Here is a 21,290-nt window from a genome sequence, read left to right on the forward strand (position 1 = left end):
CAGAAGCCCTGGATGAAACCCGCCGCCCCGGTGATGGCGGCCCTGGAGGGCGCAGGCGGGCAGGCCCGGTTCGTCGGCGGATGCGTGCGCAACGCCTTGCTGGGCGCAGATATTGACGATGTGGACATCGCCACCACCCTGACCCCTGACGCCGTCACCAAGGCGCTGGAAGCTGCCGGGATCAAGGCCGTGCCGACCGGCATCGACCATGGGACGGTCACGGCGGTGGTCGGCGGTCGCCCCTTCGAGGTGACGACCCTGCGCCGCGACGTGGAGACCGATGGCCGCCGGGCGGTGGTCGCCTTCACACAGGACTGGGCCGAGGACGCCCAGCGCCGGGATTTCACGCTGAACGCGGTCTATTCCGACACCGAGGGCGCGCTGATCGATCCGACCGGGGCGGGCGTCGCCGACGCCAAGGCCGGCCGGATCGTGTTCGTGGGCGATGCGGCGACGCGGATCGCCGAGGACTCGCTGCGCATCCTGCGGTTCTTCCGGTTCCAGGCCTGGTACGGCAAGGGCGAGCCGGACGCCGCGGCGGTGGCGGCCTGCACCGCGGGCAAGGACCTGCTGGGCAACCTTGCGGCCGAGCGGGTGGCCAAGGAGCTGCTGAAGCTGCTGGCCGCCTATGACCCGCGCGAGGCGCTGGCGCTGATGGCCAAGACCGGAGTGCTGGCCCAGGTGCTGCCGGCCGCCGGCGACCTGGCCGCTTTCAACCGCCTGGTCGAGATCGAGACCGAGCAGCTGTTCACCTGCGATCCGGTTCTGCGGCTGGCGACTCTGTTGCCCGACGACCAGATCGGCGCCGGCAAGGCGGCCGAGGCCTTGCGGCTGTCCAATGAGCAGCGCGACCGGCTGGTCCAGGCCATGGGCAAGACCCCGCGCATCACCTCGTGGATGAGCCCGCGCGAGAGCCGGCGGGCGGTCTACCAGATCGGGGTGGCGACCTTCTCCGACCGAATCAAACTGGCTTGGTCCAAGGCCGACCGTTCGGCCACCACCCACCAGTGGCGCGGGCTGCTGGCCCTGGCCGAAAGCTGGACGCCGCCGCCGTTCCCGCTGACCGGCGAGGACGTGATCAATTCGGGTGTGCCGAAGGGGCCGATGGTCGGCCAGGTGCTGCGCGAGGTCGAGGAGTGGTGGATCGACCACGACTTCATCGACGACAAGTTCTCGGCCATCGAGAAGCTGAAGGCCGTGGCGCAGGGCATGGCGTACTAGAAGTTCAGTTGCTCCCCCGCTGGGGGAGCTCCGGGCCGAATGGCCCGGTGAGGGGGACTTCGGCGTTTCCGGCAGGTCCCCTCCGTCTCGATGCTGCGCATCGATCCACCTCCCCCAGCGGGGGAGGATCCAAAAGTGGAGACCTCGTCCTCGATGAAACTCGGCATTCTCGAGACCGGCGCGCCGCCGGAGGAGATCCGCGAGCGGTACGGCAGCTATCCCTCGATGTTCCAGCGGCTGTTCGGCGAGAGCGCCTATGATTACGCCGTGTTCGACGTGGCGGCCGGCGAGATGCCGGCGACGACCGACGCCTGCGCCGCCTATGTGGTCACCGGCTCGTCGGCGGGGGTCTACGACCCGCTGCTCTGGATCGAGCCGCTGAAGGGTTTCCTGCGAGAGGCCAAGGGCAGGACGCCGCTGGTCGGGGTCTGCTTCGGCCACCAGATCATGGCCGACGCGTTCGGCGGCAAGGTGATCAAGTCGCCGAAGGGCTGGGGCGTGGGGCTGCATCGCTACCGCATCGCCGAGGGCCGACCGTGGATGGACGCGGCCGAGCCGATCGCCGTGCCGGCCTCGCACCAGGACCAGGTGGTCGAGGCGCCGCCAGGCGCCAGCGTGATCGGCGGCAGCGAATTCACGCCGTTCGGCATGCTGGACTATGGCGCCGACCGCGCGGTCTCGATCCAGCTGCATCCGGAGTTCGAGCCGGCCTACGCCAAGGCGCTGATCGAGAACCGCCGCGGGACCCGGCTGACCGAGGACGAGGCCGACAAGGCGGTGATGAGCTACGAGCAGCCCGACGACCGCCTGCGGGTCGGGGCCTGGCTGCAGCGGTTCATGTCTGTCGCCTGAATTGCCGACGCCGTCGCAATCGGCTGGCCTGGCGGGCCGCCGAGGGAGATCCGAACGCTCATGATCGAAGCTCTCATCGCCGCCGCCGCGCTTTCCACAGCTGGATGCGCGCCATTGCCCGGGTTCGAAGCCGTGCTGGAGCGGCCGGGCGTCCGCTATGTGATGTTCGGCGAGGCGCACGGTACGGCCGAGGCGCCCGCGGTATTCGGCGACGCCGTCTGCGCCGCCGCGGCCAAGGGGCCGGTGACCGCGGCGCTGGAATTCACCCCCGCCGATCAGAAGGCGCTCGCCGCCTACATGCGTTCGGACGGTGGGCCGCGAGCGATGGCGGCGCTGCTGGCCGCGCCGGCCTGGGCCGACCGGGGCGGACGCCAGAGCCGCGCGCTGGCCGAGCTGATCGAGCGACTGCGACGACTGAAGGCTGCGGGCGCGCAGGTGACCTTGCTGGCGTTCGACGCGGCTCCGACCGCCAGGGGGACCAGTCCGGCGCGGGAGGAGGGCATGGCCCGGGCGCTGATCGAGGCGGCCGAGCGCCGCCCGGGGCCGGTCCTCGTGCTGACCGGGACAGGTCACGCCGATCGGACGGGCTGGAACGGACCGCCGCCGTTCCGCTCCGCGGCCCAGGCGCTGCCGGCCAGCCAGACGCTGTCGCTGGCCTTCGCGCGACCGGGCGGAGAGTACTGGACTTGCCGGGCGCCCGAAGGCGGCGGCGCGGCGGAATGCAAGGCCTGGCCGATGCCGGTGCGCGAAGCCGTCAGCCCGCGCGGGGTGCGGCTGGACGCCTCGGCCCGCGAGGGATTCGACGGGGCGTTCTCACCTGGCAAGACCTACACGGCGTCGCCGCCGGCGAGGCCATGACGGCCGGGTGAGCGGCAGCTTCCTGCAAGTCTCGGCAGGAAACCTGCCGATCACCCCGCTATCGGCAGCGAAAATCGCCCCTTCGACAGGGTTGCCGATAATCTATCGGCAATTTCGGGGGGCATCGGCACGACCGCGCCTCACCCCGCCGATAGCAGCCTAGGGCCAGCTGACCATCGGCGGCATGGACGAGAGGATCGTGTCGATGTTGCCGCCGGCCTTGAGGCCGAAGGTGGTGCCGCGGTCGTAGAGCAGGTTGAACTCCACATACCGGCCGCGGCGGACCAACTGCTCCTGGCGGTCCTCGGCGGTCCACGGCTCGCTCATCCGGTGGCGGACGATCTTCGGATAGACGTCGAGGAACGCTTCGCCCACCGCGCGGGTGAAGCCGAAGTCCTTCTCGAAGTCGCCGCTGTTGTGGCGGTCGTAGAAGATGCCGCCGACCCCGCGGTGCTCCTTGCGGTGCGGCAGGTAGAAGTACTCGTCGCACCAGGCCTTGTATTTCGGGTGCCATTCCGGATCGAAGGCGTCGCAGGCCTCCTGCATGGCGGCGTGGAACAGCTTGGCGTCGTCGGCGTCCTGGCTGCGTTGCTCGTCCAGCATCGGCGTCAGGTCGGCCCCGCCGCCGAACCAGCTCTCGGCGGTCGACAGGAAGCGGGTGTTCATGTGCACGGTCGGCACCCGCGGCGAGCGCGGATGCACGATCAGGCTGATGCTGGCCGAAACGTAGGTCGGGTCCTTGTCGGCGCCCGGCATCTGGGCGGCCATTTCCGGCGAGAATCGAGAGAGCGCCGCGGAGGTGTGCACCGCCGCCTTTTCGAACAGCCGGCCAGCCAGGTGGCCGCCGATGCCGCCGCCGACGCCGGTGTCACGGGTCCAGGGGCGCATGTCGAACTGGCCAGGCTCGCCCGGATAGAGGTCGGCGGGCGCCTCGTCCTCAAGCCGCTCGAGCTCCGCTATGATGCGGGTCTGCAGGGCTTCGAACCATTCCTTGGCGCGGCCGCGTCGGGCTTCGATCTCGGGAGGTAGGGTGCTCATAGCGCCGGCTTAGGAAATTGGTTCGTCTGGCGCAACGCCTCCGAGAGGCCGATGGCGGCTGAGACGGTCACGTTCAGCGAACGCCGGCCCGGGGTCAGGGGAATGAAAACCCGCGCATCGGCCGAGTCGTGAACTTCGTCGGGCACGCCGAGGCTCTCGCGGCCAAACAGCAGTATGTCATCGGGGCGGAAGGCGAAGTCGTGCAGCGGCTGGGCGGCCTTGGTCGAGAACAGCACAATCCGCGAAATCCCTTTCGCAGCTTGGAAATCGGCCCATCCGGCGTGGCGAACGACATCGGCCGGCTCGCCGTAATCCATGGCTGCGCGGCGGATCGCCTTGTCGGAAAGCGGGAAACCACAAGGCTCTATGACGTGCACGGGCACCCCCATACAGGCCCCGAGACGAAGGGCCGCGCCAAGGTTTTGCGGAATGTCCGGTTGAAAAAGCGCGAGCAGCATTCTAAGCGGTCCAGCCACGGGATTAGCCGGGGCCAGGGGCGAATCGCGGGAGGTGGGTTGTGATCAATGATCCACAAGCCTTCCGAAGGTTTGCCTGGCGCCACAGCGTTTAATTTCCGCACGCCCTTACCAGAACCGCTGGCGGGGGTAGAAGGCTGGATCGCTCCGGGTTTTCCGGGAAGGTCCGACGGGTCGCAGTCCGCGGCCCCAAACGAAGGGTAGCTTTAAGGTGGCCGACACCGTCGCGGGCGCAAATCCCGATACCCATGCCGCGGGCGACGACCCGAACCGGCGTGATTTCATTCATATCGCCGCGGCGGTCGCGGCTGGCGGCGCTGTCGCTGGCCTGGCCTGGCCGTTCATCGACCAGATGAACCCGGCCGGTGACACGCTGGCTCTGGCCTCGGTCGAATTCGATCTGACCAAGGTCGAAGAAGGCCAGCAGGTCACGATCAAGTGGCGCGGCAAGCCGCTGTTCATCCGGAATCGGACGGGCGCGGAAATCGCCAAGGCGATCAAGGACGACAACGCTCCGGATCTGCGCGACCCGCAGAAGGACGAAGATCGTCACAAGCCGGGCAAGGCCCAATGGCTGGTGCTGGTCGGAACCTGCACGCACCTGGGTTGCGTGCCGACCTTCGGCGGCGGCGACTACGGCGGCTGGTTCTGCCCGTGCCACGGCTCGCACTACGACGTCTCGGGCCGCATTCGTAAGGGCCCGGCGCCGAAGAACCTGGCGGTGCCGGACTACACCTTCCTTTCCGACACCAAGGTCAAGGTGGGCTGACCCCGATGAGCGGACATTCAAATTACGAACCCAAGACCGGCATCGAGCGTTGGCTCGACACCCGTCTGCCCGTCGTGCGCCTCGCGTACGACTCGATCATCGACTTCCCGACCCCGAAGAACCTGAACTACTGGTGGACCTTCGGCGGCATCCTGGCGGTCTGCCTGGGCATCCAGCTCGTCACCGGCATCGTGCTGGCCATGCACTACGTGCCGCACGTCGACCACGCCTTCGCCTCGGTCGAGCGCATCATGCGCGACGTCAACTACGGTTGGCTGATCCGCTACATGCACGCCAACGGCGCCTCGATGTTCTTCATCGCGGTCTACATCCACATGTTCCGCGGGCTCTACTACGGCTCGTACAAGGCTCCGCGCGAAGTGCTGTGGATCCTGGGCTGCGTGATCTACCTGCTGATGATGGCCACCGCCTTCATGGGCTACGTGCTGCCCTGGGGTCAGATGTCCTTCCACGGCGCCGTCGTGATCACCAACCTGTTCGGCGCGCTGCCGGTCGTGGGTGAAGCGATCACCACCTGGCTGTGGGGCGGCTTCGCGGTCGACAACCCGACCCTGAACCGCTTCTTCTCGCTGCACTATCTGCTGCCGTTTATGATCGCGGGCGTCGTTGGCCTGCACATCTGGGCGCTGCACGTCCCGGGCAACAACAACCCGACCGGCGTGAACGTGAAGTCCAAGGAGGACACCGTTCCCTTCCATCCGTACTACACGGTGAAGGACGGCTTCGCGATCGTGGTGTTCCTGATCATGTTCGCGACCTTCGTGTTCTATAACCCGAACGCGCTGGGCCACGCCGACAACTACATCCCCGGCAACCCGCTGGTGACGCCGGCGCACATCGTGCCCGAATGGTACTTCCTGCCGTTCTACGCGATCCTGCGGGCGGTTCCGGACAAGCTCGGCGGCGTGCTGCTGATGTTCGGCGCCATCGCGGTGATGTTCGTCCTGCCCTGGCTCGACACCTCCAAGGTGCGCTCCATGCGCTACCGGCCGACGGCGAAGCTGTACTTCTTCATCTTCCTGCTGGCCTGCCTGGTGCTCGGCTATTGCGGCGGCCAGCTGCCGGACAACCACGTGATCCCGGGCCTGTCGACGTTCAAGCTGATCGACGCCGACCTGAACTCGTTCGTGTGGCTGTCGCGTGTCGCGACCATCTACTACTTCGCCTACTTCCTGGTCATCCTGCCGGTCCTGGGTCTCACCGAGACTCCGCTGCCGCAGCCGGAATCGATCAGTGAACCTGTGCTATCGCATCCTGCCAACGCGCCGGCCGGCGCCGCGGCTTCGCCTGAAAAGAGGGGTTGAGCCTAAGATGCTGCGTAAAGGTATCGCGCTCGCGGCGTTTGGGCTGGCTGTTCTGGCTGCTCCCGCCGCCCTCGCCTCGGGCGGCGCCCGCCCGGTGAAGGAAGTCGAGTTCAGCTTCGAGGGGCCGTTCGGCAAGTTCGATCAGGTCCAGCTGCAACGCGGCTACAAGGTCTATCGGGAGGTCTGCTCGGCCTGCCACTCGATGAACCTGATGTACTTCCGGAACCTCGGCCAGAAGGACGGACCGTTCTTCGACCCGAAGTACCCGAACCCGAACGACAACCCGTTCGTGAAGTCGATCGCCAAAGATTATCAGATCAAGGATATCGACTCCGAGACCGGCGACGTCATCGATCGTCCGGGCACCTCGGCCGATCGCTTCCCGTCGCCGTTCCCGAACGAACCTGCCGCGCGCGCGTCGAACGGCGGCGCCCTGCCGCCGGACCTGTCGGTCATGGCCAAGGCCCGTCACCACGGGCCGCAGTACATCTATTCGATCCTGACCGGCTACGAGAAGCCGCCGGCGGGTCTGAAGGTGGGCGTCGGCCAGCACTACAACCCGTATATGAACGGCGACGTGACCGCGGCCTGGTCGGGCGACCACGCCCATGTCCCGCAGGGCGGCTTCATCGCCATGGCCCCGCCGCTCGAGGCCGGCAAGGTGACCTTCGACGACGGCACCAAGTCGACGGTGGAGCAGCAAGCCAAGGACGTCGCGGCCTTCATCGCTTGGGCTTCCGAGCCCAAGATGCAGGAGCGCAAGTCCTTCGGCATGGCGGCGATGATCTATCTCTTAATCTTCGCCGGCCTGCTGTACGCCAGCTACCGCAAGATCTGGAAGAACGTCGCCCACTAGGGTCACGCTCTCCCGCACAGACAGAAGGCCCCGGAGCGATCCGGGGCCTTTTTCTTTGTTCAGCCTGCGGGGGCGAGGATCAGCCGGCTGCGCGGGAAATCGAAGCGCAGCCTCCAGTGCGACAGGAGCGGCCCGCCGATGACGCCGTCCGTGCCGGCGGGCGCGGTTAGCCCGCCGTCGAGGTTCTCGAACAGCAAGCCGGCGAACGAGGCGGCCCGCAACCTGGCGCGGCGCTCGCCCTGCGGCAGCACATCCTCGGGCTTGGCCGCGCCCGGCACGAAGGCGTTGTCCTGGCCGATGCGCACGGCCGTATCGGCCCCGGTGGCGATGACGAATTCGCCGCCCAGGGCGCGAGGGCCGTCGGAGATTGCGGCGCGGGCGGTGGCCACGCCATCGGCGCGGCCGAGAGCGAGGATCGTCTGAGCCGGAAAGCGCGGGGCGCGGCGGGCGGGATGGAGCGCAACTTTGCAGGGGGCGAAGCTCACATCGACCACATAGCCGGAGAGCACGTCGGCCCCGATCACCCCGGCGATCGGGGTATCAAAGGCGTAGGTCCGTGCATCCAGATCGGCGATCGCGAACGGCCGGTCGGGCAGGGTGACCCCCGCGATCCGCACCGCTCCCCGCTGGGCCGGATCGACGAGTCCGGCGGCCTGGGCCTTGGTCTCATGCAGTTGGGTGACCGCCGTGCCGGTGTCGAGGATGTAGTCGCCGGCCAGGCCCGCGATCGAGGCGGGGGCGACGATCACCCCGCGCTCGTACCAACAGGCCACCTCGCCGGCGCGAGCGGCGACGGGCGTCAGGGCGGCGAAGGCGAGGGCCAGGGCGGCGGGCTTCATGGGGACTTCGGATGAGAGTGCGGGACGCTAGCCGCCCCTTCGTCCCACACCATAGCCAAGCCGTGACCGCGCGGCGACAGAATCGCAGGTTCGGAGCATCTGAACGCGCCTCGGGCCTTACAGGCGCCCCACTGATCGCCTAAGTCGGAGACATGACCTTCATCAGGGCATGGCGAGACTTCCGGCGGATGCAGGACGTGGCAGTTGGGGCGGCCAGCCTGATCTATGCCGGCGCGGTCCTGAACGCTTTCCAGGTGCTGCCAGGCGGCATGGCGCTGATCGCCCAGCGAACGCTAATCTGGCCGGGCGTGTTTCTGTTCCTTTCACTGGCGCTGCCGCTGCTGGTGCCAGCGCTCAAGAAGATCCTCGTCCGGTATGTCTGGCTGAGTTTCCGGGCCGGCTTTGGACAGACCCCGGTTTCGGTCCTCACCGGGGTTGGGCTGTTGGCCGCCGCGGCGCTGTTCATCTACTGGCAGGTCTGGGCCGCGCAGCACGGCGGGCGCTATCCGGCGGGGGTGTTCTCGGGCTATGCGGCCGGCATCGGCATCCTGGCGGCGCAGGCGGTCCTGGTGCGGGCGCTGGAGACCGTGCCCGAGGTCCGCCAGCAGATCGAGGAACGCAGCTAGAGCTTGCTGTCTACGGGTTCGAACAGCCGCAGCCGAAGGGTCGGCAGGCCGTGCTCGTCCAGCTCCTCGCCGATGGGAACGAAGCCCAGCTTCTCCAGAATGCGCCAGGAGGCCTTGTTCGCCGGGTCGATGGTCGCGTCCACCTGACCAGGCTCCGAGGCCCCCAGCAGGGCCCTGGCGGCCTCAGTGGCGTATCCCTGGCCCCAGGAGGCGCGGGCGAAGCCGTAGATCAGTTCCAGGCAGTTTTGGATCGAGGTCGGGATCAGGCCGACCCAGCCGATCAGCAGCCCGGTCCGGCGCAGGACCACGGCGCGGCTGCCGATGCCGCTGAGGCGGACGCTGACCCCGGCGTTGGTGATCCACAGGGCGGTGGCGGCGCGGCTGAGCGGCACGCCGTCGCCGACGTGCACCATCACCCGCGGATCGGCGGCGATGGCGGCCAACGCGTCGAGATCGGTCTCCACAAGCGGGCGGAGCCGCAGCCGGGGCGTTTCGATAATCACGCCGAGCTTCTACCGCCTCCATTGTTGGCGAAGTGGGCCAGGGTGCGCAGCCGCGCCAGGCGCGCGCTGTCGGCCTCGTAGTCCGCCCGGCGGTCGGAGACGAAGCCGTGGCCGGCCTCGTAGAGATAGATCGGGATGTCAGGGTGGGCGGCGCGGATCTCCTCGACCCGCTCCGTTGGAATGGAGGCGTCGGTCTTGCCGAAATGCAGAATGGTCGGGACCTTGGGAGTCTCGCCCACCAGCTCGCTGATCCGGCGGCCGTAGAAGCTGGCCGCAGCGGAAACGCCGTCGCAGCGGCAGGCGGCCAACCAGGTCGCCGCCCCGCCCCAGCAGAAGCCGGTGACGAACACCGGGGGCTTGAGAGCGTCGATGGCGGCTTGGGCGTCGCCGGCCACCTGGTCCCAGGGCGTCGCCTGGGAATACTGCACGCCCTTGGCGATCGCCTCCTGGCCGTAGTCCGCCTTGAAGCCGCGTTCCAGCCGGTCGTAGAACGAGGGCGCGATGGTCTCGTAGCCGTCGGCCGCGAAGGCGTCGGCCAGTTCGCGGATGTGGTCGGTGACCCCGAAGATTTCCTGGATCAGCAGAAGGCCGCCGCGCCGGGCGTCGGTCGGCTTGGCGTGATAGGCGGAAAGCTCGAAGCCGTCGAAGGCGCTCTGGAGGGTGATGACCTCGCCCATGCCTCAGGCGCCCTCGAACAGCTCGCGGGTGCGGGCGCGGGCGAGGTCGGCGGCCTCCTCGTGATAGCGCTCGGGGCTCTCGTTGTTGAAGCCGTGCCCGGCGCCTTCATAGATGTAGACCGGCACATCAGGATTGTGCTCGTGCACCGCCTTCTCGACCTCATCAGCGTTGATGCCGGGATCTGTGTGGCCGAGGTGGATGATGGTCGGGCAGAGCGGTTTCAGCGCCGCGTTGGCCGCAACCAGACTGCCGTAGTAGCTGGAGGCGGCGGCGATGCCCTCCACCTTGGCGGCGCTCAGCCAGGTCAGCGAGCCGCCGTAGCAGTAGCCGACCACGAACACCTTGCCGCGCTCGGCCAGATAGTCGCGGCAGGCGGCGATGTCGGTGAGCGCCTGATCGAGGGGAGTGGCGCGCGCATGGGTGACTCCGGCGGTCAGGCCCTCGGGATCGTGCTCGGCGGTGAAGCCGCGCTCGCGGCGGTCGTAGAGGGCCGGCGCGATGGCTTCGTAGCCGGCCTTGGCCCAGCGTTCGACGTCGGCGCGGATGTGCCGGTCGATGCCGAAGATCTCCTGGATCACGATCACCCCGCCCTTGCGCGGCGTGAAGGGCTGCTCGTGATAGGCGGAAAACTCGAAGCCGTCCGCGCCCCGAAGGGTGATGGTCTCGCCCATGCGTCTCTCTCCCGTCTTGTTAGACGCGAGCTAAGCAGAGAACCGCACCTGGTGGGAGGGACGGATGTGTAAAACATCCATCCGGCCGGGATGTCCGCCGCCGCCCTGGCGGCGGGCGTCTTAGACGTTGAAGCGGAAGTTCATCACGTCGCCGTCCTGAACGACGTACTCCTTGCCTTCCTGCCGGAACTTGCCGGCTTCGCGCGCGCCGGCTTCGCCGTTGAGGCGCACATAGTCCTCGTAGGCGATGGTCTCGGCGCGGATGAAGCCCTTCTCGAAGTCCGTATGGATCACGCCGGCCGCCTGCGGAGCGGTGTCGCCCTTGTGGATGGTCCAGGCGCGAGCTTCCTTCGGCCCGACCGTGAAGTAGGTCTGCAGGCCGAGCAGGTGATAGGCCTCGCGGATCAGCTTGTTGAGGCCGGGTTCGGTGAGGCCGAGGGTCTCAAGGAACTCCGTACGCTCGGCCGCGTCGAGCATGGCGATCTCGCTCTCGATCTGGGCGGAGATGACCACGTGGTCGGCGCCGTCGCGCTTGGCGCGCTCGGCGACCAGGTTCGACAGGTCGTTGCCGGTGGCGGCGGAGGCCTCGTCGACGTTCGAGACATAGAGGGCGGGCTTGGAGGTCAGCAGCTGCAGCATCCGCCAGGCCCTGTCGTCCTCAGCCGAGACCTCGGCCTTGCGGGCGGGCCGGCCGGCGTTGAGCTCGGTCAAGGCGACCTGGACCAGGCGCAGGGTCTGGGCGCTCTCCTTGTCGCCGGTCTTGGCGCGCTTCTCGAGATTGACGACGCGCTTCTCCAGGCTCTCCAGGTCGGCCAGCATCAGCTCGGTCTCGATGGTCTCGAGGTCGGCCAGCGGGTCGATCTTGCCTTCGACGTGGGTGATGTCGTCGTCGATGAAGCAGCGGGCCACGAAGGCCACGGCGTCGCAGTCGCGGATGTTGGCCAGGAACTGGTTGCCGAGCCCTTCGCCCTTCGAGGCGCCGCGCACCAGGCCGGCGATGTCGACGAAGTTCATCCGCGCAGGAATGATCTCCTTCGAGGGGATGATCGCGGCCAGGGCGTTCAGGCGCGGCTCGGGAACCGCCACGTCGCCGGTGTTGGGCTCGATGGTGCAGAACGGATAGTTGGCGGCCTGGGCCGCAGCCGTCTGGGTGAGCGCGTTGAAGAGGGTCGACTTGCCGACGTTGGGCAGGCCGACGATCGCGACTTTGAGAGCCATGGGAAGTGCGGTTCCTGAATTTCGAGCGCGCGACCTAGCACGTTAGGGAGCAAGGCCCAAGTCGGGGCCGCCGGCGGACCGTGCGGGCCGGGAAATAGCGGTACATGAGGGAGAAGCAGGGGGATTCCGGAGGTCGCTATGACACCGGTGTCAGGCCTGGCGGCCACGGGGAACGTCGCCCTTGTCGGCGGGAGCCAGGCGCATGACTTCGGTCTGGTACTTCTCGTCTTCGCCGGCCGCCAGCAGGGGTGCGGCGTCGGCGACGGCGTTCAGCAGGGCCTCGACCCAGGCCTGGTCGACCTTGTGGAAGTCGGAGAGCACGTGGCCCTGGACGCGGTCCTTGTGACCAGGATGGCCCACGCCCAGGCGGGCGCGGCGGAAGTCGGGGCCGATATGGGCGGTGACCGAGCGCACGCCGTTGTTGCCGGCCGCGCCGCCGCCGGTCTTCATCCGAAAGCGGCCGGGGGCCATGTCGATCTCGTCGTAGAACAGCACGAGGTCGGCGGGGTTGAGCTTGTAGAACTTCAGCGCCTCGGACACGGAGCGGCCGCTCTCGTTGTAGTAGGTCTGAGGCTTGAGGATCAGGGTGCGGACCGGGCCGCTGGGCGTCTCGATCTCCCCCTCGCGGACGAGGGAGGAGAAACGAGAGCGTTCGGGACCGAAGCGCCAACGGCGCGCGATCTCGTCGACGGCCATGAAGCCGACATTGTGCCGGTTGCCCGCGTGGCGGGCGCCCGGATTGCCCTGGCCGGCAAGGACGAGCATGCGCTGCCCGAGCCGGCCTGAACTTTCTTAGGCTTCGCCTTCGCCGGCGGCTTCTTCAGCGGCTTCCGACGCCGAGGCCGACGAACCGGCGACGGTGGCGACCACGAAGTCGCGGTCGACGGCCGGGGTCACGCCCTTGGGCAGGTCGAAGGCGGCGATGCGGATGGTGTCGCCGATTTCCAGGCCGGTCAGGTCGAAGACCAGCTCTTCCGGAATGGCGTCGGCCGGGCACTGCAGTTCGACGTCGTGACGCACGACGTTGAGAGTGCCGCCCTTCTTGAGACCCGGCGAGGCTTCGTGGTTCTTGAAGTGAACCGGCACCGCGATCTTGATCGTCTGGTGCTCACCGACGCGGTACAGGTCGAAGTGGATCGGCTCATCCGTCACCGGATGCATGTCGATCACCTTGGCGATGACCGGCTGGGTGTCGTTGCCGTGCTTCAGGGTCACCAGGTGGCCCAGCAGCTTGCCGGTGTAGAGCGCCTTGCGGAACTCGTTCGACTTCACGGCGATGGCCACGGGATCCTTGTCGCCGCCGTACAGCACGCCGGGGACCAGGCCCGCGCGGCGGGTTTCGCGCGCGCCACCGGTGCCGGTGCGTTCGCGGAGTTCAACGTTCAGGATGATATCGGCCATGGCCTCGCCTCAAAACGAAGCCGCCGCGCGAAGACCCGCGCGGCGACGGAACGACCCGGTAGGGCCGAAAGGTGCGCGTAGATACACAAAACCCCCGCCCGTGGCAACGGGCCAAGGAGAGGATTCCTAACCCTTTTTCGCGGGCTTCTTCGCCGGCTTCTTCGCCGGGGTCGGAGTGTAGCCGGCGTTCTCGCGAATCTTGGGGACGAACCTGGGTTCGAAGGGCTCAGGGTGGCCTGACGCCTTGATGATGCAGCTGGCCGTGTCCTTCATCGCGTGCTGGCCGAGGCAGAAGACATCCTCGTAGTGCGGCTTGGAGACGGCCAGGCACTGATAGAGGTTCAGCTTGGCCATGTTGGCGCAGGAGGCGGCGTTGGGATCGACCATGATCGCCTCGAGCGTCGCCAGATTGGCGTCGCTGGCCTGGCCGAGAACGGCGAGGGCGGCGACCGCCATGCTGCGAATCACCATCGACGTGTAGGGCGGCGCTCCGGGCGTAGCGGCGGGCAGGGTCAGGGGCTGGCCGCCGGTGACGGCGGCCTGGAGCTGCGATATCTGGGACACGTCTCCGACGACGCGAGTCGCGCTCAGCGATTTTGCCTGAGACAGGCGCGCCTCACGGGCCGCAACGTCGGCCTTGGACCACGGCTGCTTCTGGACGTCGTAGGCGGCCTGCTTCACCGCCACGCCGGCTGCATAGAACTTCTGGCCGTCCTGATTGAGCGCCGCCTTGACCAGGGCCGCGGCGCTGTCGGCGCCCGCGATCCCGACCACATAGGCCGGGTCCTTCATGATCTCGTAGGCGATTTCCTGCCGCTGCTGGGGATCGCTGGCGTAGCGCTTCACCCCGGCGACGAAGGCCGGGTCTTGCAGCGCGACGATCGCGCCGTAGGCCATGGCCCCCTGCAGGAACTGCTTGGGTTCGTAGGATGAACCGATCCGCACGCCCTCGGCGACCATCTGGCCGTCGATGAAGGCCGGCGAAATCGCCGCAGCGCGGTCCATGTAGTAGCGGAAGGCGGCAGCCTGCTCGACCAGCCTGGGCGCCAGGGCGATGGGCGGCGGAGGAGGCGGCGGAGGCGGCGGCGGCGGCGGCGCGGCCGTGCAAGAAGCCAAAAGCATGGCGAATGCGATTGCGGAGGCCGCCAGGCCAACGCGAGGAGCCGTGTTCATTCGAGCCTTCCCCAGGTCATCAGGCGCCGGAAGATAGCACCTGCCAGCAGGCGAGAATGTGACCGCCGCTGGTTAATCAGGTTTAACCAAGCTTGACTGTAAGGGGCCGGGAGCTCGCCCGAAACGAGCCGGGCCGAGAGCGCCGTGGAGGCGTTCCTGACCCGGCTGTGACCATAGCGGCGTCGATAAGTCTCAGCCGCCGCCGGTCGGTTTGTCCAGCTGAGCCATGGCCTTCTCGAGCGCCACGTGCATCGACAAGGTGTCTGCGGCTTGGCGTGGCGGGTACTTCTTCAGGCTTTCCAAGTGCTCGGCGATGAACGGTGAGCCCGCATGGGGCGCCCAGAGCTTCGAGGCGAAGAACTTGCGGCCGATGTAGCCCCACTCCTCGCTCTCGGGATCCATCTTCTCCATCGGGTCCATACGCAGATGGAAGAGATAGGGAATGGACGGATACGCCTTTTCGGTGAACCAGCTGCCGTTCTTCTTGACCCCGATGTGCATCTTCCAATTGTCGACGCGGACGGCCATCAGGTCGGTCTCGTCGTAGTAGAAGAGCGATCGCCGGGCCGATTTCTCGGTCTTGCCGCTCCACATCTCGATTTGGTCGAAGCCGTCGAGATGGCAGGTGTACTTGATGCCGTTCATCGTGTGGCCGTTCAGGAGCTTTTCCTTCACGCCCTTGGCTCCGCCGGCCTCGGCGAGGGTCAAATACAGATCCTCGTGGTTCTGGACGCCGTTGGAGCTCGACCCCGCCGGGATCACGCCCGGCCACTTGATCAGGCACGGCACGCGGACGCCGCCTTCCCAGGTCGTGCCCTTCTCGCCGCGGAACGGAGCGTAGCCGCCGTCCGGCCACAGCATCAGTTCATTGCCGTTGTCAGTCGAGTAGATGACGATGGTGTCGTCCTCGAGGCCTAGCTCCTTCAGCTTGGCCAGCAGAGCGCCGACGTGCTCGTCGTGCTCCAGCATCTTGGCGCGGACGACGTCTTCCTCGGCCCTGCCCTCGTCCACCGCCTGCTGGACGTACTTCTTTTGCGGGTGGCTGAAGATGTGGATGGCGGTGGTGTTGAACCAGCAGAACCAGGGCTTGTCGTCCTTGCCCACGCGATCCAGCCAGTCGAGCGTCTTGTCGAGCACCTCCTTGTCGAAGGTCTCCATCCGCTTGCGGGTCAGCAGGCCGGTGTTCTCGATCTTCTGCTTGCCACGCAGCCCGAAAATGCCGTCGTCGGTGTTGTCGAACTCGTCCGTCGCCCAGGCGTGCAGCACGCCGCGCGGGCCGAACTGCTTCTGATATTCGGGGCTCTTTTGACCCGGATAGTCGAGCTCCTCCGGCTCCTCCTCGGCGTTGAGGTGGTAGAGGTTGCCGAACCACTCGTCGAAACCGTGGCTGGTCGGCAGGAACTCGTTGCGGTCGCCCAGGTGGTTCTTGCCGAACTGGGCGGTCGCGTAGCCCTGGTCCTTGAGCACCTCGGCCAGGGTCGGGTCTTCCTTCTGGATGCCGCGCGTGGAGCCTGGAATGCCGATGGTGGTCATGCCGGTGCGGATCGGGAGCTGCCCGGTGATGAAGGCGGCGCGCCCGGCGGTGCAACTCGGCTGACCATAGTGGTCGGTGAACAGGCAACCGTCCTTGGCGATGCTGTCGATGTTGGGGGTCCGTCCCATCATCCCATGGGTGTAGGCGCCGACATTCCACATTCGATGTCGTCGCCCCAGATGACGAGGATATTCGGCTTGCCCTTGGGCATGGCTCCGCTCCGCTCCATAAACTATGGGGCGGAACAGTGATCGGCGGCGGCCAAGAAGGGCCATCGGGCATAACCCTGCGACGGGCGCACGGAACGCCCGGCAGGGTCTCAGGAAGTGATGGGCGATCCCGTCGGGATCAGTCGAACAGCTTGGAGACCGACTCTTCGTTGGCGATGCGGCGGATAGCCTCGCCGAGCAGTTTGTCGCAGCTGACGTAGCGGATCTTGCCGCCCTCGCCGGCGCGCTCCGGGGCCGGGATGGAATCGGTCATCACCAGTTCCTTGAGCACCGAGCTGTTGACCCGCTCGACAGCCGCGCCGGACATCACGCCGTGGGTGACGTAGGCCGAGACCGCGGTGGCGCCGGCGTCGATCAGGGCCTGGGCGGCGTTGCAGAGCGTGCCGCCGCCATCGATCATGTCGTCGAACAGGATGCAGCGGCGGCCGGAGACGTCGCCGATGACGTTGGCGACTTCACTCTTGCCGGGTCCCGAGCGGCGCTTGTCGACGATGGCCAGCTCGGCGTTGAGGCGCGAGGCCACCGCCAGGGCGCGGACCACGCCGCCGACGTCCGGCGACACGATCATGATGTCGGACGGCTTTTCGTAGTTTTCCTTGATGTCAGTCGCCAGCAGCGGCGCCGACAGCAGGTTGTCGGTGGGGATGTCGAAGAAGCCCTGAATCTGGCCCGAGTGCAGGTCCATGGTCAGCACCCGGTCGGCGCCGGCGCGCTCGATCAGGTTGGCGACCAGCTTGGCCGAGATCGGCGTGCGGCCGCCGGTCTTGCGGTCCTGACGGGCGTAGCCGAAGTAGGGCATCACTGCGGTGATCCGCTTGGCCGAGGCGCGCTTGAGCGCATCGATGCAGACCAGCAACTCCATCAGGTTGTCGTTGGCGGGGTAGTTGGTCGACTGGAGGATGAAGACGTCCTCGCCGCGGACGTTCTCGTCGATGGTGACCCAGACTTCGTTGTCGGCGAAGCGCTTTACCTGTGCGCGGGTCAGGGGGAGATCCAGGTGCGAGGCCACGGCCTCAGCTAGAGCGCGGTTGGAGTTGCCAGCCAGCAGCTTCATTGGTCCCCCAGGGGCAGGTGTCGGTATTTGCGCGGCTTTTATCAGGCGCTGGCCGCTGAGCAAGGGCCAGAAGATGATGAACGCCACATAGATCGCGCCGGGTCGTCGCATGGCCAGGCTTCGTTTAGGGTGCTGGACATGCCCAAGATCGGACTGCCAGCCTGGACCTGGCTCTCGCCACTCATCGGATCGTTGCTGCTGTTTGGCGCCAAGAAGCTGGGCGGCCCGTTCGATTTCGTGCTCGCCGCGGGGCTCATCGCCTGCGTGCTGGCGGCGGTGCACCACGCCGAGGTGGTGGCCCACAAGGTGGGGGAACCCTATGGCACCCTGGTGCTGGCGGTGGCGGTGACGGTCATCGAGGTGTCGCTGATCGTCTCGCTGATGCTGTCCGGCGGAATGGCGGCGGCGGGGCTGGCGCGCGACACGGTGTTCGCGGCGATCATGATCATCCTCAACGGCCTGGTTGGGCTCTGCCTGTTGCTGGGCGGGGCGAGGCACCTGGAGCAACGATACGGCCAGGCGGGGGTGAGCGCGGCGCTGGCCACGCTGGCGGCGCTGGTCGTCCTCACCCTGGTGCTGCCGAACTACACGACCAGCACGCCAGGGCCGGCATATTCCTACAGCCAGCTGGCCTTCGTCGGCCTGGTCTCCCTGGTGCTCTACTGCACCTTCGTGCTGGTGCAGACGGTGCGCCATCGCGACTACTTCCTGCCCACCGGCCCCGCCGCCCACGACGCCGAGGCGCACGCCGCGCCGCCGACGGCCGTGGCCGCTTGGGTGAGCCTGGGCTTGCTGGTCGTAGCGCTGGTGGCCGTGGTGCTGCTGGCCAAGTCGCTGGCGCCGACCATCGAGGCCGCGGTGGCCGCGGCCGGCGCGCCCAAGGCGGTGGTCGGGGTGATCATCGCCGCGGTGGTGCTGGCGCCGGAAAGCCTGGCGGCGGTCCGCGCGGCGCGGGCCGACCGCCTGCAGACCAGCCTCAACCTGGCGCTTGGCTCCGCTTTGGCCTCGATCGGCCTGACCATCCCGGTGGTGGCGGTGGTCTCGCTGCTGATGAGCTGGCCGCTGTCGCTGGGCCTCGACGCCAAAGCGACAGTGCTGCTGATGCTGACCCTGTTGGTCACCACCCTGTCGCTGGGGACGGGGCGTACGACCGTGCTGCAGGGCGTGGTGCACCTGGTGATCTTCGCCGTCTACCTATTTACGACGGTGGTGCCCTAGTCGAGCCTGATCGCCGAGAGCAGGCGGCCGAAGTCCGGCTCGCCGCGCTTGAAGGCCCGGCGGTTGGAGAAGAACAGCTCCTCCTCGGCGCAGGTGTCGCGGCCGATCCACTCGCAGGTCTCGACCCCTGCGATGTTCAGGCGCGAGAGCACGAAGGCCGGCAGGTCGAACATGCGCTTGTCGGGGCTCTGGCCAGACGTGAAAAAGCGCGCGTTGTCGGGATCCTTGGCCGAGAAGGCGTCGAGGAACTCCAGCCCGACCTCGTAGGACTCCGGCCCGATGCAGGGGCCGACTACGGCGACCATCTGCGAGGGGCGGGCGCCCAGCTCCTTCATGAGCTCGACGGTGGCTTCGGCGATGCCGCCTAGCGCACCCTTCCAGCCGGCGTGGGCGGCGGCGACCACGCCGGCCTTCGGATCAGCGAACAGGATCGGCGCGCAGTCGGCGGCCAGGGCTCCGCAGGCCAGGCCGCGGCGCGCGGTGACCACGCCGTCCGCCTCGGGCCGGGTGTCGCCCCAGGGCTGGTCGGCGACCAGGGCGAGCGCCGAGTGGACTTGGTAGCAGGTGTTGAGCGCCGCCGGGGCCAGGCCGAAGTGGGCCGCCGCCCGGCGACGGTTCTCGACCACATCGTCGGCGGCGTCCTTCGAGCCGCGGCCGACATTGAGGCTTTCATAGATGCCGGTGGAGACGCCGCCCTGGCGGGTGAAGAAGGCGTGGCGGATTCCCCGCAGCTCGAGCAGCGGGGAGGTCAGTACGGGCAGGTCGGTCACGTCATGGTCTCGAAGGCGGGCGGCTGGAATCCGCGCGAATGAATGACGGCGGCCTTGAAGAGGTCGCCCATCTGGTCGGGGGAGACGAGCCGCTCCAACTGGCGCTCGATCTGGTCGGCATGGTCGGGGCGGGCGTTGGCCAGCGCCTCGGCCCGGGCCCCGACGCCAAGCCGCACGAGCAGTTCGCCCTGGGTCAGGATCTGCGGCGTCTCGGCCCCCTGGCGCGAGGCGGCGGCCAGCACGGCGGGAAAATCGGCGTGGACGGTGAGGTCGGCCTCGCCGGGATTGGCGAGCGGGTTTTCCTTGCGATGTCGGCGCAGGGCCTGGAGCGTGTCGCCGAACCCCGGCACCGCGCGGCCGTAGTCGATCAGCAGCGCGGCGCCGGCGTCGGCGACGATACGCGCGCCCAGCTCATCGCCCAAGGCGGCCTGTGCGGGGGCGTGCTCGAGGATCGCTCCGACCGGCGCCAACTGGTCCAGGCCAGGCGCGCCGGCCAGGCCGAAGGCCAAGGCCCCGCCCTCGTCGAGGCCGACCATGCGCTCGGCCCAACCCTTCTCAGTGCGCACGTACTGGCGGGCCGGCAGGCAGTCGAGCAATTCGTTGGCGACCAGAATCAGCGGCGCGCCGTCCGGCACCTCGGCGAGGGAGGCGGCCCAGGAGATGTGATCGCCCAGGATCTGGCGCTGGCGATCGCGCAGGGGTTGGGAGACTTCCACCAGCCACACGTCGGCCGCCTCGGTGAACGGCGGCGACAGGCGCGCGGCCCGCAGCAGATCGCTCATCAAGGTGCCGTCGCCGGGACCCATCTCGACCAACCGGAACGGCGTCGGCCGGCCCATGCGGGTCCAGGTCTCAACCGCCCAGAGGCCGATCAGCTCGCCGAACATCTGGCTGACCAGCGGAGCGGTGATGAAGTCGCCTTGCTCGCCCAGAGCCGGTCGGGTGGCGTAGTAGCCGAAGTCCGGATCGTGCAGGCAGGCGCTCATGTACTGGGCGACGCTCATCGGCCCGCTGGCCCGGATCTGGGCCGTCAGGCGGTCGCGCAGGCTCATGGGCTCTTGGTCTTGGCGTTGGGCGGCGGGACGGCGGCGGCGGTCGCCAGCGGCTCACGCAGGCCGCGCCAAATCAGGAACAGGCCGAACAGCACCATCGGCGCGCTGAGCATCATCCCCATGGTCAGGCCCAGCGGGAACTGCTGCAGGTAGCGGTCCGGCTCGCGGAAGTTCTCGATGAAGGTGCGGAAGGCGGCGTAGAGCAGGAAGAACATGCCAGTGACGACGCCGCGGCGCTTGAGCAGGCCCGCGCGGTGGGTCGCCCAGCGCAGGATCAGGAACAGCACGATCCCTTCGAGCGCAGCTTCGTAGAGCTGGCTGGGGTGGCGCGGGGTGATGCCGTCAGCGGCGGGGAAGATCACCGCCCATGGCACGTTGCTGGGACGGCCCCACAGCTCGCCGTTCACGAAATTGGCGATGCGCCCGAAGAACAGGCCGATCGGCACGCAGCCGGCCACCGCGTCGCCCAGGCGGAACATGTCGAGCTTGTTCACATAGGCGAAGCCGACGATGGCGATCAGCACGCCGAGGACGCCGCCGTGGAAGCTCATCCCGCCGTTCCAGGTCTTGAAGATCTCGATCGGGTCGGTGACGACCAGGGACGGGGTGTAGAAGAACACGTGGCCGAGACGTCCGCCGACGATGATGCCGAGGGTGATCCAGAGGATCAGATCGTCGACCTGGGCGGTGGTCGCCGGGGCGCCGCGTGGTCCCCACAGCGATTCGTTCTTCATCAGGCCCGCGACATAGCGCCACCCCAGCAAGATGCCGGCGACATAGGCCAAGGCGTACCAACGTATTGCGAAAGGCCCGATCTGCACGAGGACTGGATCAAAATCGGGGAAGGGCAAGGCTGGCGTCTCCGAATGCTTCGCCAACAGGGTTTAGACGAGAAGCTCTTCGCTTTCATCCCCCGGCAGGCCATATA

Annotated in this window: 23 protein-coding genes; 8 read left to right on the forward strand and 15 right to left on the reverse strand. The window is 67.7% G+C overall.

From position 1 onward, the window contains the following. Positions 1 to 12: 12 nt before the first annotated feature. From AC1DQJ_RS14070 to AC1DQJ_RS14080, 3 genes are all read left to right on the forward strand, one after another. Complete coding sequence (locus tag AC1DQJ_RS14070; protein WP_477604477.1) at positions 13 to 1,221, forward strand: CCA tRNA nucleotidyltransferase; 1,209 nt, start codon at positions 13 to 15, stop codon at positions 1,219 to 1,221. Between the two features lie 153 nt (positions 1,222 to 1,374). Beyond that, a complete protein-coding gene (locus tag AC1DQJ_RS14075) occupies positions 1,375 to 2,073 on the forward strand; it encodes a glutamine amidotransferase-related protein (protein WP_477604309.1) in 699 nt (232 codons plus the stop codon). Positions 2,074 to 2,133: 60 nt separating this feature from the next. Then, entirely contained in the window at positions 2,134 to 2,931 is a 798-nt protein-coding gene (locus AC1DQJ_RS14080; protein WP_477604311.1) for a hypothetical protein, read from the forward strand. Between the two features lie 159 nt (positions 2,932 to 3,090). Here AC1DQJ_RS14080 and hemF read toward each other — a convergent pair whose 3' ends face one another. Both hemF and AC1DQJ_RS14090 read right to left on the reverse strand, forming a co-directional pair. Then, the gene (gene hemF / locus AC1DQJ_RS14085; RefSeq protein ID WP_477604313.1) at positions 3,091 to 3,969 is read right to left on the reverse strand and encodes an oxygen-dependent coproporphyrinogen oxidase; all 879 of its coding nucleotides are present in this window, start codon (positions 3,967 to 3,969) and stop codon (positions 3,091 to 3,093) included. Continuing rightward, positions 3,966 to 4,427, reverse strand: a complete 462-nt coding sequence (locus tag AC1DQJ_RS14090; RefSeq protein ID WP_477604315.1) for a tRNA (cytidine(34)-2'-O)-methyltransferase — start codon at positions 4,425 to 4,427, stop codon at positions 3,966 to 3,968. Before AC1DQJ_RS14090 ends, hemF begins: the two co-directional genes overlap by 4 nt. A 229-nt stretch (positions 4,428 to 4,656) precedes the next feature. Between AC1DQJ_RS14090 and petA the strand changes: the two genes are divergently transcribed. The 3 genes from petA to AC1DQJ_RS14105 are packed head-to-tail and all read left to right on the forward strand — an operon-like array spanning position 4,657 to position 7,395. Beyond that, positions 4,657 to 5,214: a ubiquinol-cytochrome c reductase iron-sulfur subunit gene (gene petA / locus AC1DQJ_RS14095; protein ID WP_477604317.1), complete on the forward strand. Its 558-nt coding sequence runs from the start codon at positions 4,657 to 4,659 to the stop codon at positions 5,212 to 5,214. A gap of 5 nt (positions 5,215 to 5,219) precedes the next feature. Next, a complete protein-coding gene (locus AC1DQJ_RS14100; RefSeq protein WP_477604319.1) occupies positions 5,220 to 6,539 on the forward strand; it encodes a cytochrome b in 1,320 nt (439 codons plus the stop codon). Positions 6,540 to 6,546: 7 nt separating this feature from the next. Further along, positions 6,547 to 7,395 (forward strand): cytochrome c1, encoded by an 849-nt coding sequence (locus tag AC1DQJ_RS14105; protein ID WP_477604321.1) that lies wholly within the window; start codon positions 6,547 to 6,549, stop codon positions 7,393 to 7,395. A gap of 59 nt (positions 7,396 to 7,454) precedes the next feature. Here AC1DQJ_RS14105 and AC1DQJ_RS14110 read toward each other — a convergent pair whose 3' ends face one another. Next, positions 7,455 to 8,234, reverse strand: coding sequence for a pepsin/retropepsin-like aspartic protease family protein (locus AC1DQJ_RS14110; protein WP_477604323.1), 780 nt, complete (start codon positions 8,232 to 8,234; stop codon positions 7,455 to 7,457). A 152-nt stretch (positions 8,235 to 8,386) separates the two neighbouring features. Between AC1DQJ_RS14110 and AC1DQJ_RS14115 the strand changes: the two genes are divergently transcribed. Then, positions 8,387 to 8,860, forward strand: a complete 474-nt coding sequence (locus tag AC1DQJ_RS14115; RefSeq protein WP_477604325.1) for a hypothetical protein — start codon at positions 8,387 to 8,389, stop codon at positions 8,858 to 8,860. Here the strand turns inward: AC1DQJ_RS14115 and AC1DQJ_RS14120 are convergent. The 9 genes from AC1DQJ_RS14120 to AC1DQJ_RS14160 all read right to left on the reverse strand — a co-directional run bounded on the left by AC1DQJ_RS14120 (position 8,857) and on the right by AC1DQJ_RS14160 (position 17,322). Next, positions 8,857 to 9,363, reverse strand: coding sequence for a GNAT family N-acetyltransferase (locus AC1DQJ_RS14120; RefSeq protein WP_477604327.1), 507 nt, complete (start codon positions 9,361 to 9,363; stop codon positions 8,857 to 8,859). The two genes, AC1DQJ_RS14115 and AC1DQJ_RS14120, sit on opposite strands and share 4 nt — an antisense overlap. Then, a complete protein-coding gene (locus AC1DQJ_RS14125; RefSeq protein WP_477604329.1) occupies positions 9,360 to 10,040 on the reverse strand; it encodes a dienelactone hydrolase family protein in 681 nt (226 codons plus the stop codon). The genes AC1DQJ_RS14120 and AC1DQJ_RS14125 overlap by 4 nt, the downstream gene beginning before the upstream one ends. Positions 10,041 to 10,043: 3 nt before the next feature. Continuing rightward, positions 10,044 to 10,712, reverse strand: a complete 669-nt coding sequence (locus tag AC1DQJ_RS14130; protein ID WP_477604330.1) for a dienelactone hydrolase family protein — start codon at positions 10,710 to 10,712, stop codon at positions 10,044 to 10,046. 120 nt (positions 10,713 to 10,832) lie between these two features. Then, positions 10,833 to 11,930: a redox-regulated ATPase YchF gene (gene ychF, locus AC1DQJ_RS14135; RefSeq protein ID WP_477604332.1), complete on the reverse strand. Its 1,098-nt coding sequence runs from the start codon at positions 11,928 to 11,930 to the stop codon at positions 10,833 to 10,835. Positions 11,931 to 12,080: 150 nt separating this feature from the next. Continuing rightward, positions 12,081 to 12,695, reverse strand: coding sequence for an aminoacyl-tRNA hydrolase (gene pth, locus AC1DQJ_RS14140; RefSeq protein WP_477604334.1), 615 nt, complete (start codon positions 12,693 to 12,695; stop codon positions 12,081 to 12,083). 27 nt (positions 12,696 to 12,722) lie between these two features. Then, positions 12,723 to 13,331: a 50S ribosomal protein L25/general stress protein Ctc gene (locus tag AC1DQJ_RS14145; protein WP_477604336.1), complete on the reverse strand. Its 609-nt coding sequence runs from the start codon at positions 13,329 to 13,331 to the stop codon at positions 12,723 to 12,725. 126 nt (positions 13,332 to 13,457) lie between these two features. Beyond that, positions 13,458 to 14,453 (reverse strand): hypothetical protein, encoded by a 996-nt coding sequence (locus tag AC1DQJ_RS14150; protein ID WP_477604338.1) that lies wholly within the window; start codon positions 14,451 to 14,453, stop codon positions 13,458 to 13,460. A gap of 243 nt (positions 14,454 to 14,696) precedes the next feature. Continuing rightward, on the reverse strand, positions 14,697 to 16,199 hold the full coding sequence (locus AC1DQJ_RS14155) for an arylsulfatase (protein WP_477604340.1): 1,503 nt from the start codon (positions 16,197 to 16,199) through the stop codon (positions 14,697 to 14,699). Positions 16,200 to 16,386: 187 nt separating this feature from the next. After that, positions 16,387 to 17,322, reverse strand: coding sequence for a ribose-phosphate pyrophosphokinase (locus AC1DQJ_RS14160; protein ID WP_477604342.1), 936 nt, complete (start codon positions 17,320 to 17,322; stop codon positions 16,387 to 16,389). 138 nt (positions 17,323 to 17,460) lie between these two features. On the opposite strand from AC1DQJ_RS14160, the gene AC1DQJ_RS14165 reads away from it, so the two are divergent. Continuing rightward, positions 17,461 to 18,540 (forward strand): calcium:cation antiporter, encoded by a 1,080-nt coding sequence (locus tag AC1DQJ_RS14165; RefSeq protein ID WP_477604344.1) that lies wholly within the window; start codon positions 17,461 to 17,463, stop codon positions 18,538 to 18,540. Here the strand turns inward: AC1DQJ_RS14165 and pgeF are convergent. The 3 genes from pgeF to lgt are packed head-to-tail and all read right to left on the reverse strand — an operon-like array spanning position 18,537 to position 21,213. Further along, the gene (pgeF, locus tag AC1DQJ_RS14170) at positions 18,537 to 19,310 is read right to left on the reverse strand and encodes a peptidoglycan editing factor PgeF (RefSeq protein ID WP_477604346.1); all 774 of its coding nucleotides are present in this window, start codon (positions 19,308 to 19,310) and stop codon (positions 18,537 to 18,539) included. The genes AC1DQJ_RS14165 and pgeF overlap by 4 nt on opposite strands. After that, complete coding sequence (locus AC1DQJ_RS14175) at positions 19,307 to 20,362, reverse strand: class I SAM-dependent methyltransferase (protein ID WP_477604347.1); 1,056 nt, start codon at positions 20,360 to 20,362, stop codon at positions 19,307 to 19,309. Before AC1DQJ_RS14175 ends, pgeF begins: the two co-directional genes overlap by 4 nt. Beyond that, entirely contained in the window at positions 20,359 to 21,213 is an 855-nt protein-coding gene (gene lgt / locus AC1DQJ_RS14180; protein WP_477604349.1) for a prolipoprotein diacylglyceryl transferase, read from the reverse strand. Before lgt ends, AC1DQJ_RS14175 begins: the two co-directional genes overlap by 4 nt. Between the last annotated feature and the right edge of the window lie 77 nt (positions 21,214 to 21,290).

Source organism: Phenylobacterium sp. P4_E10 (genome assembly GCF_056401675.1).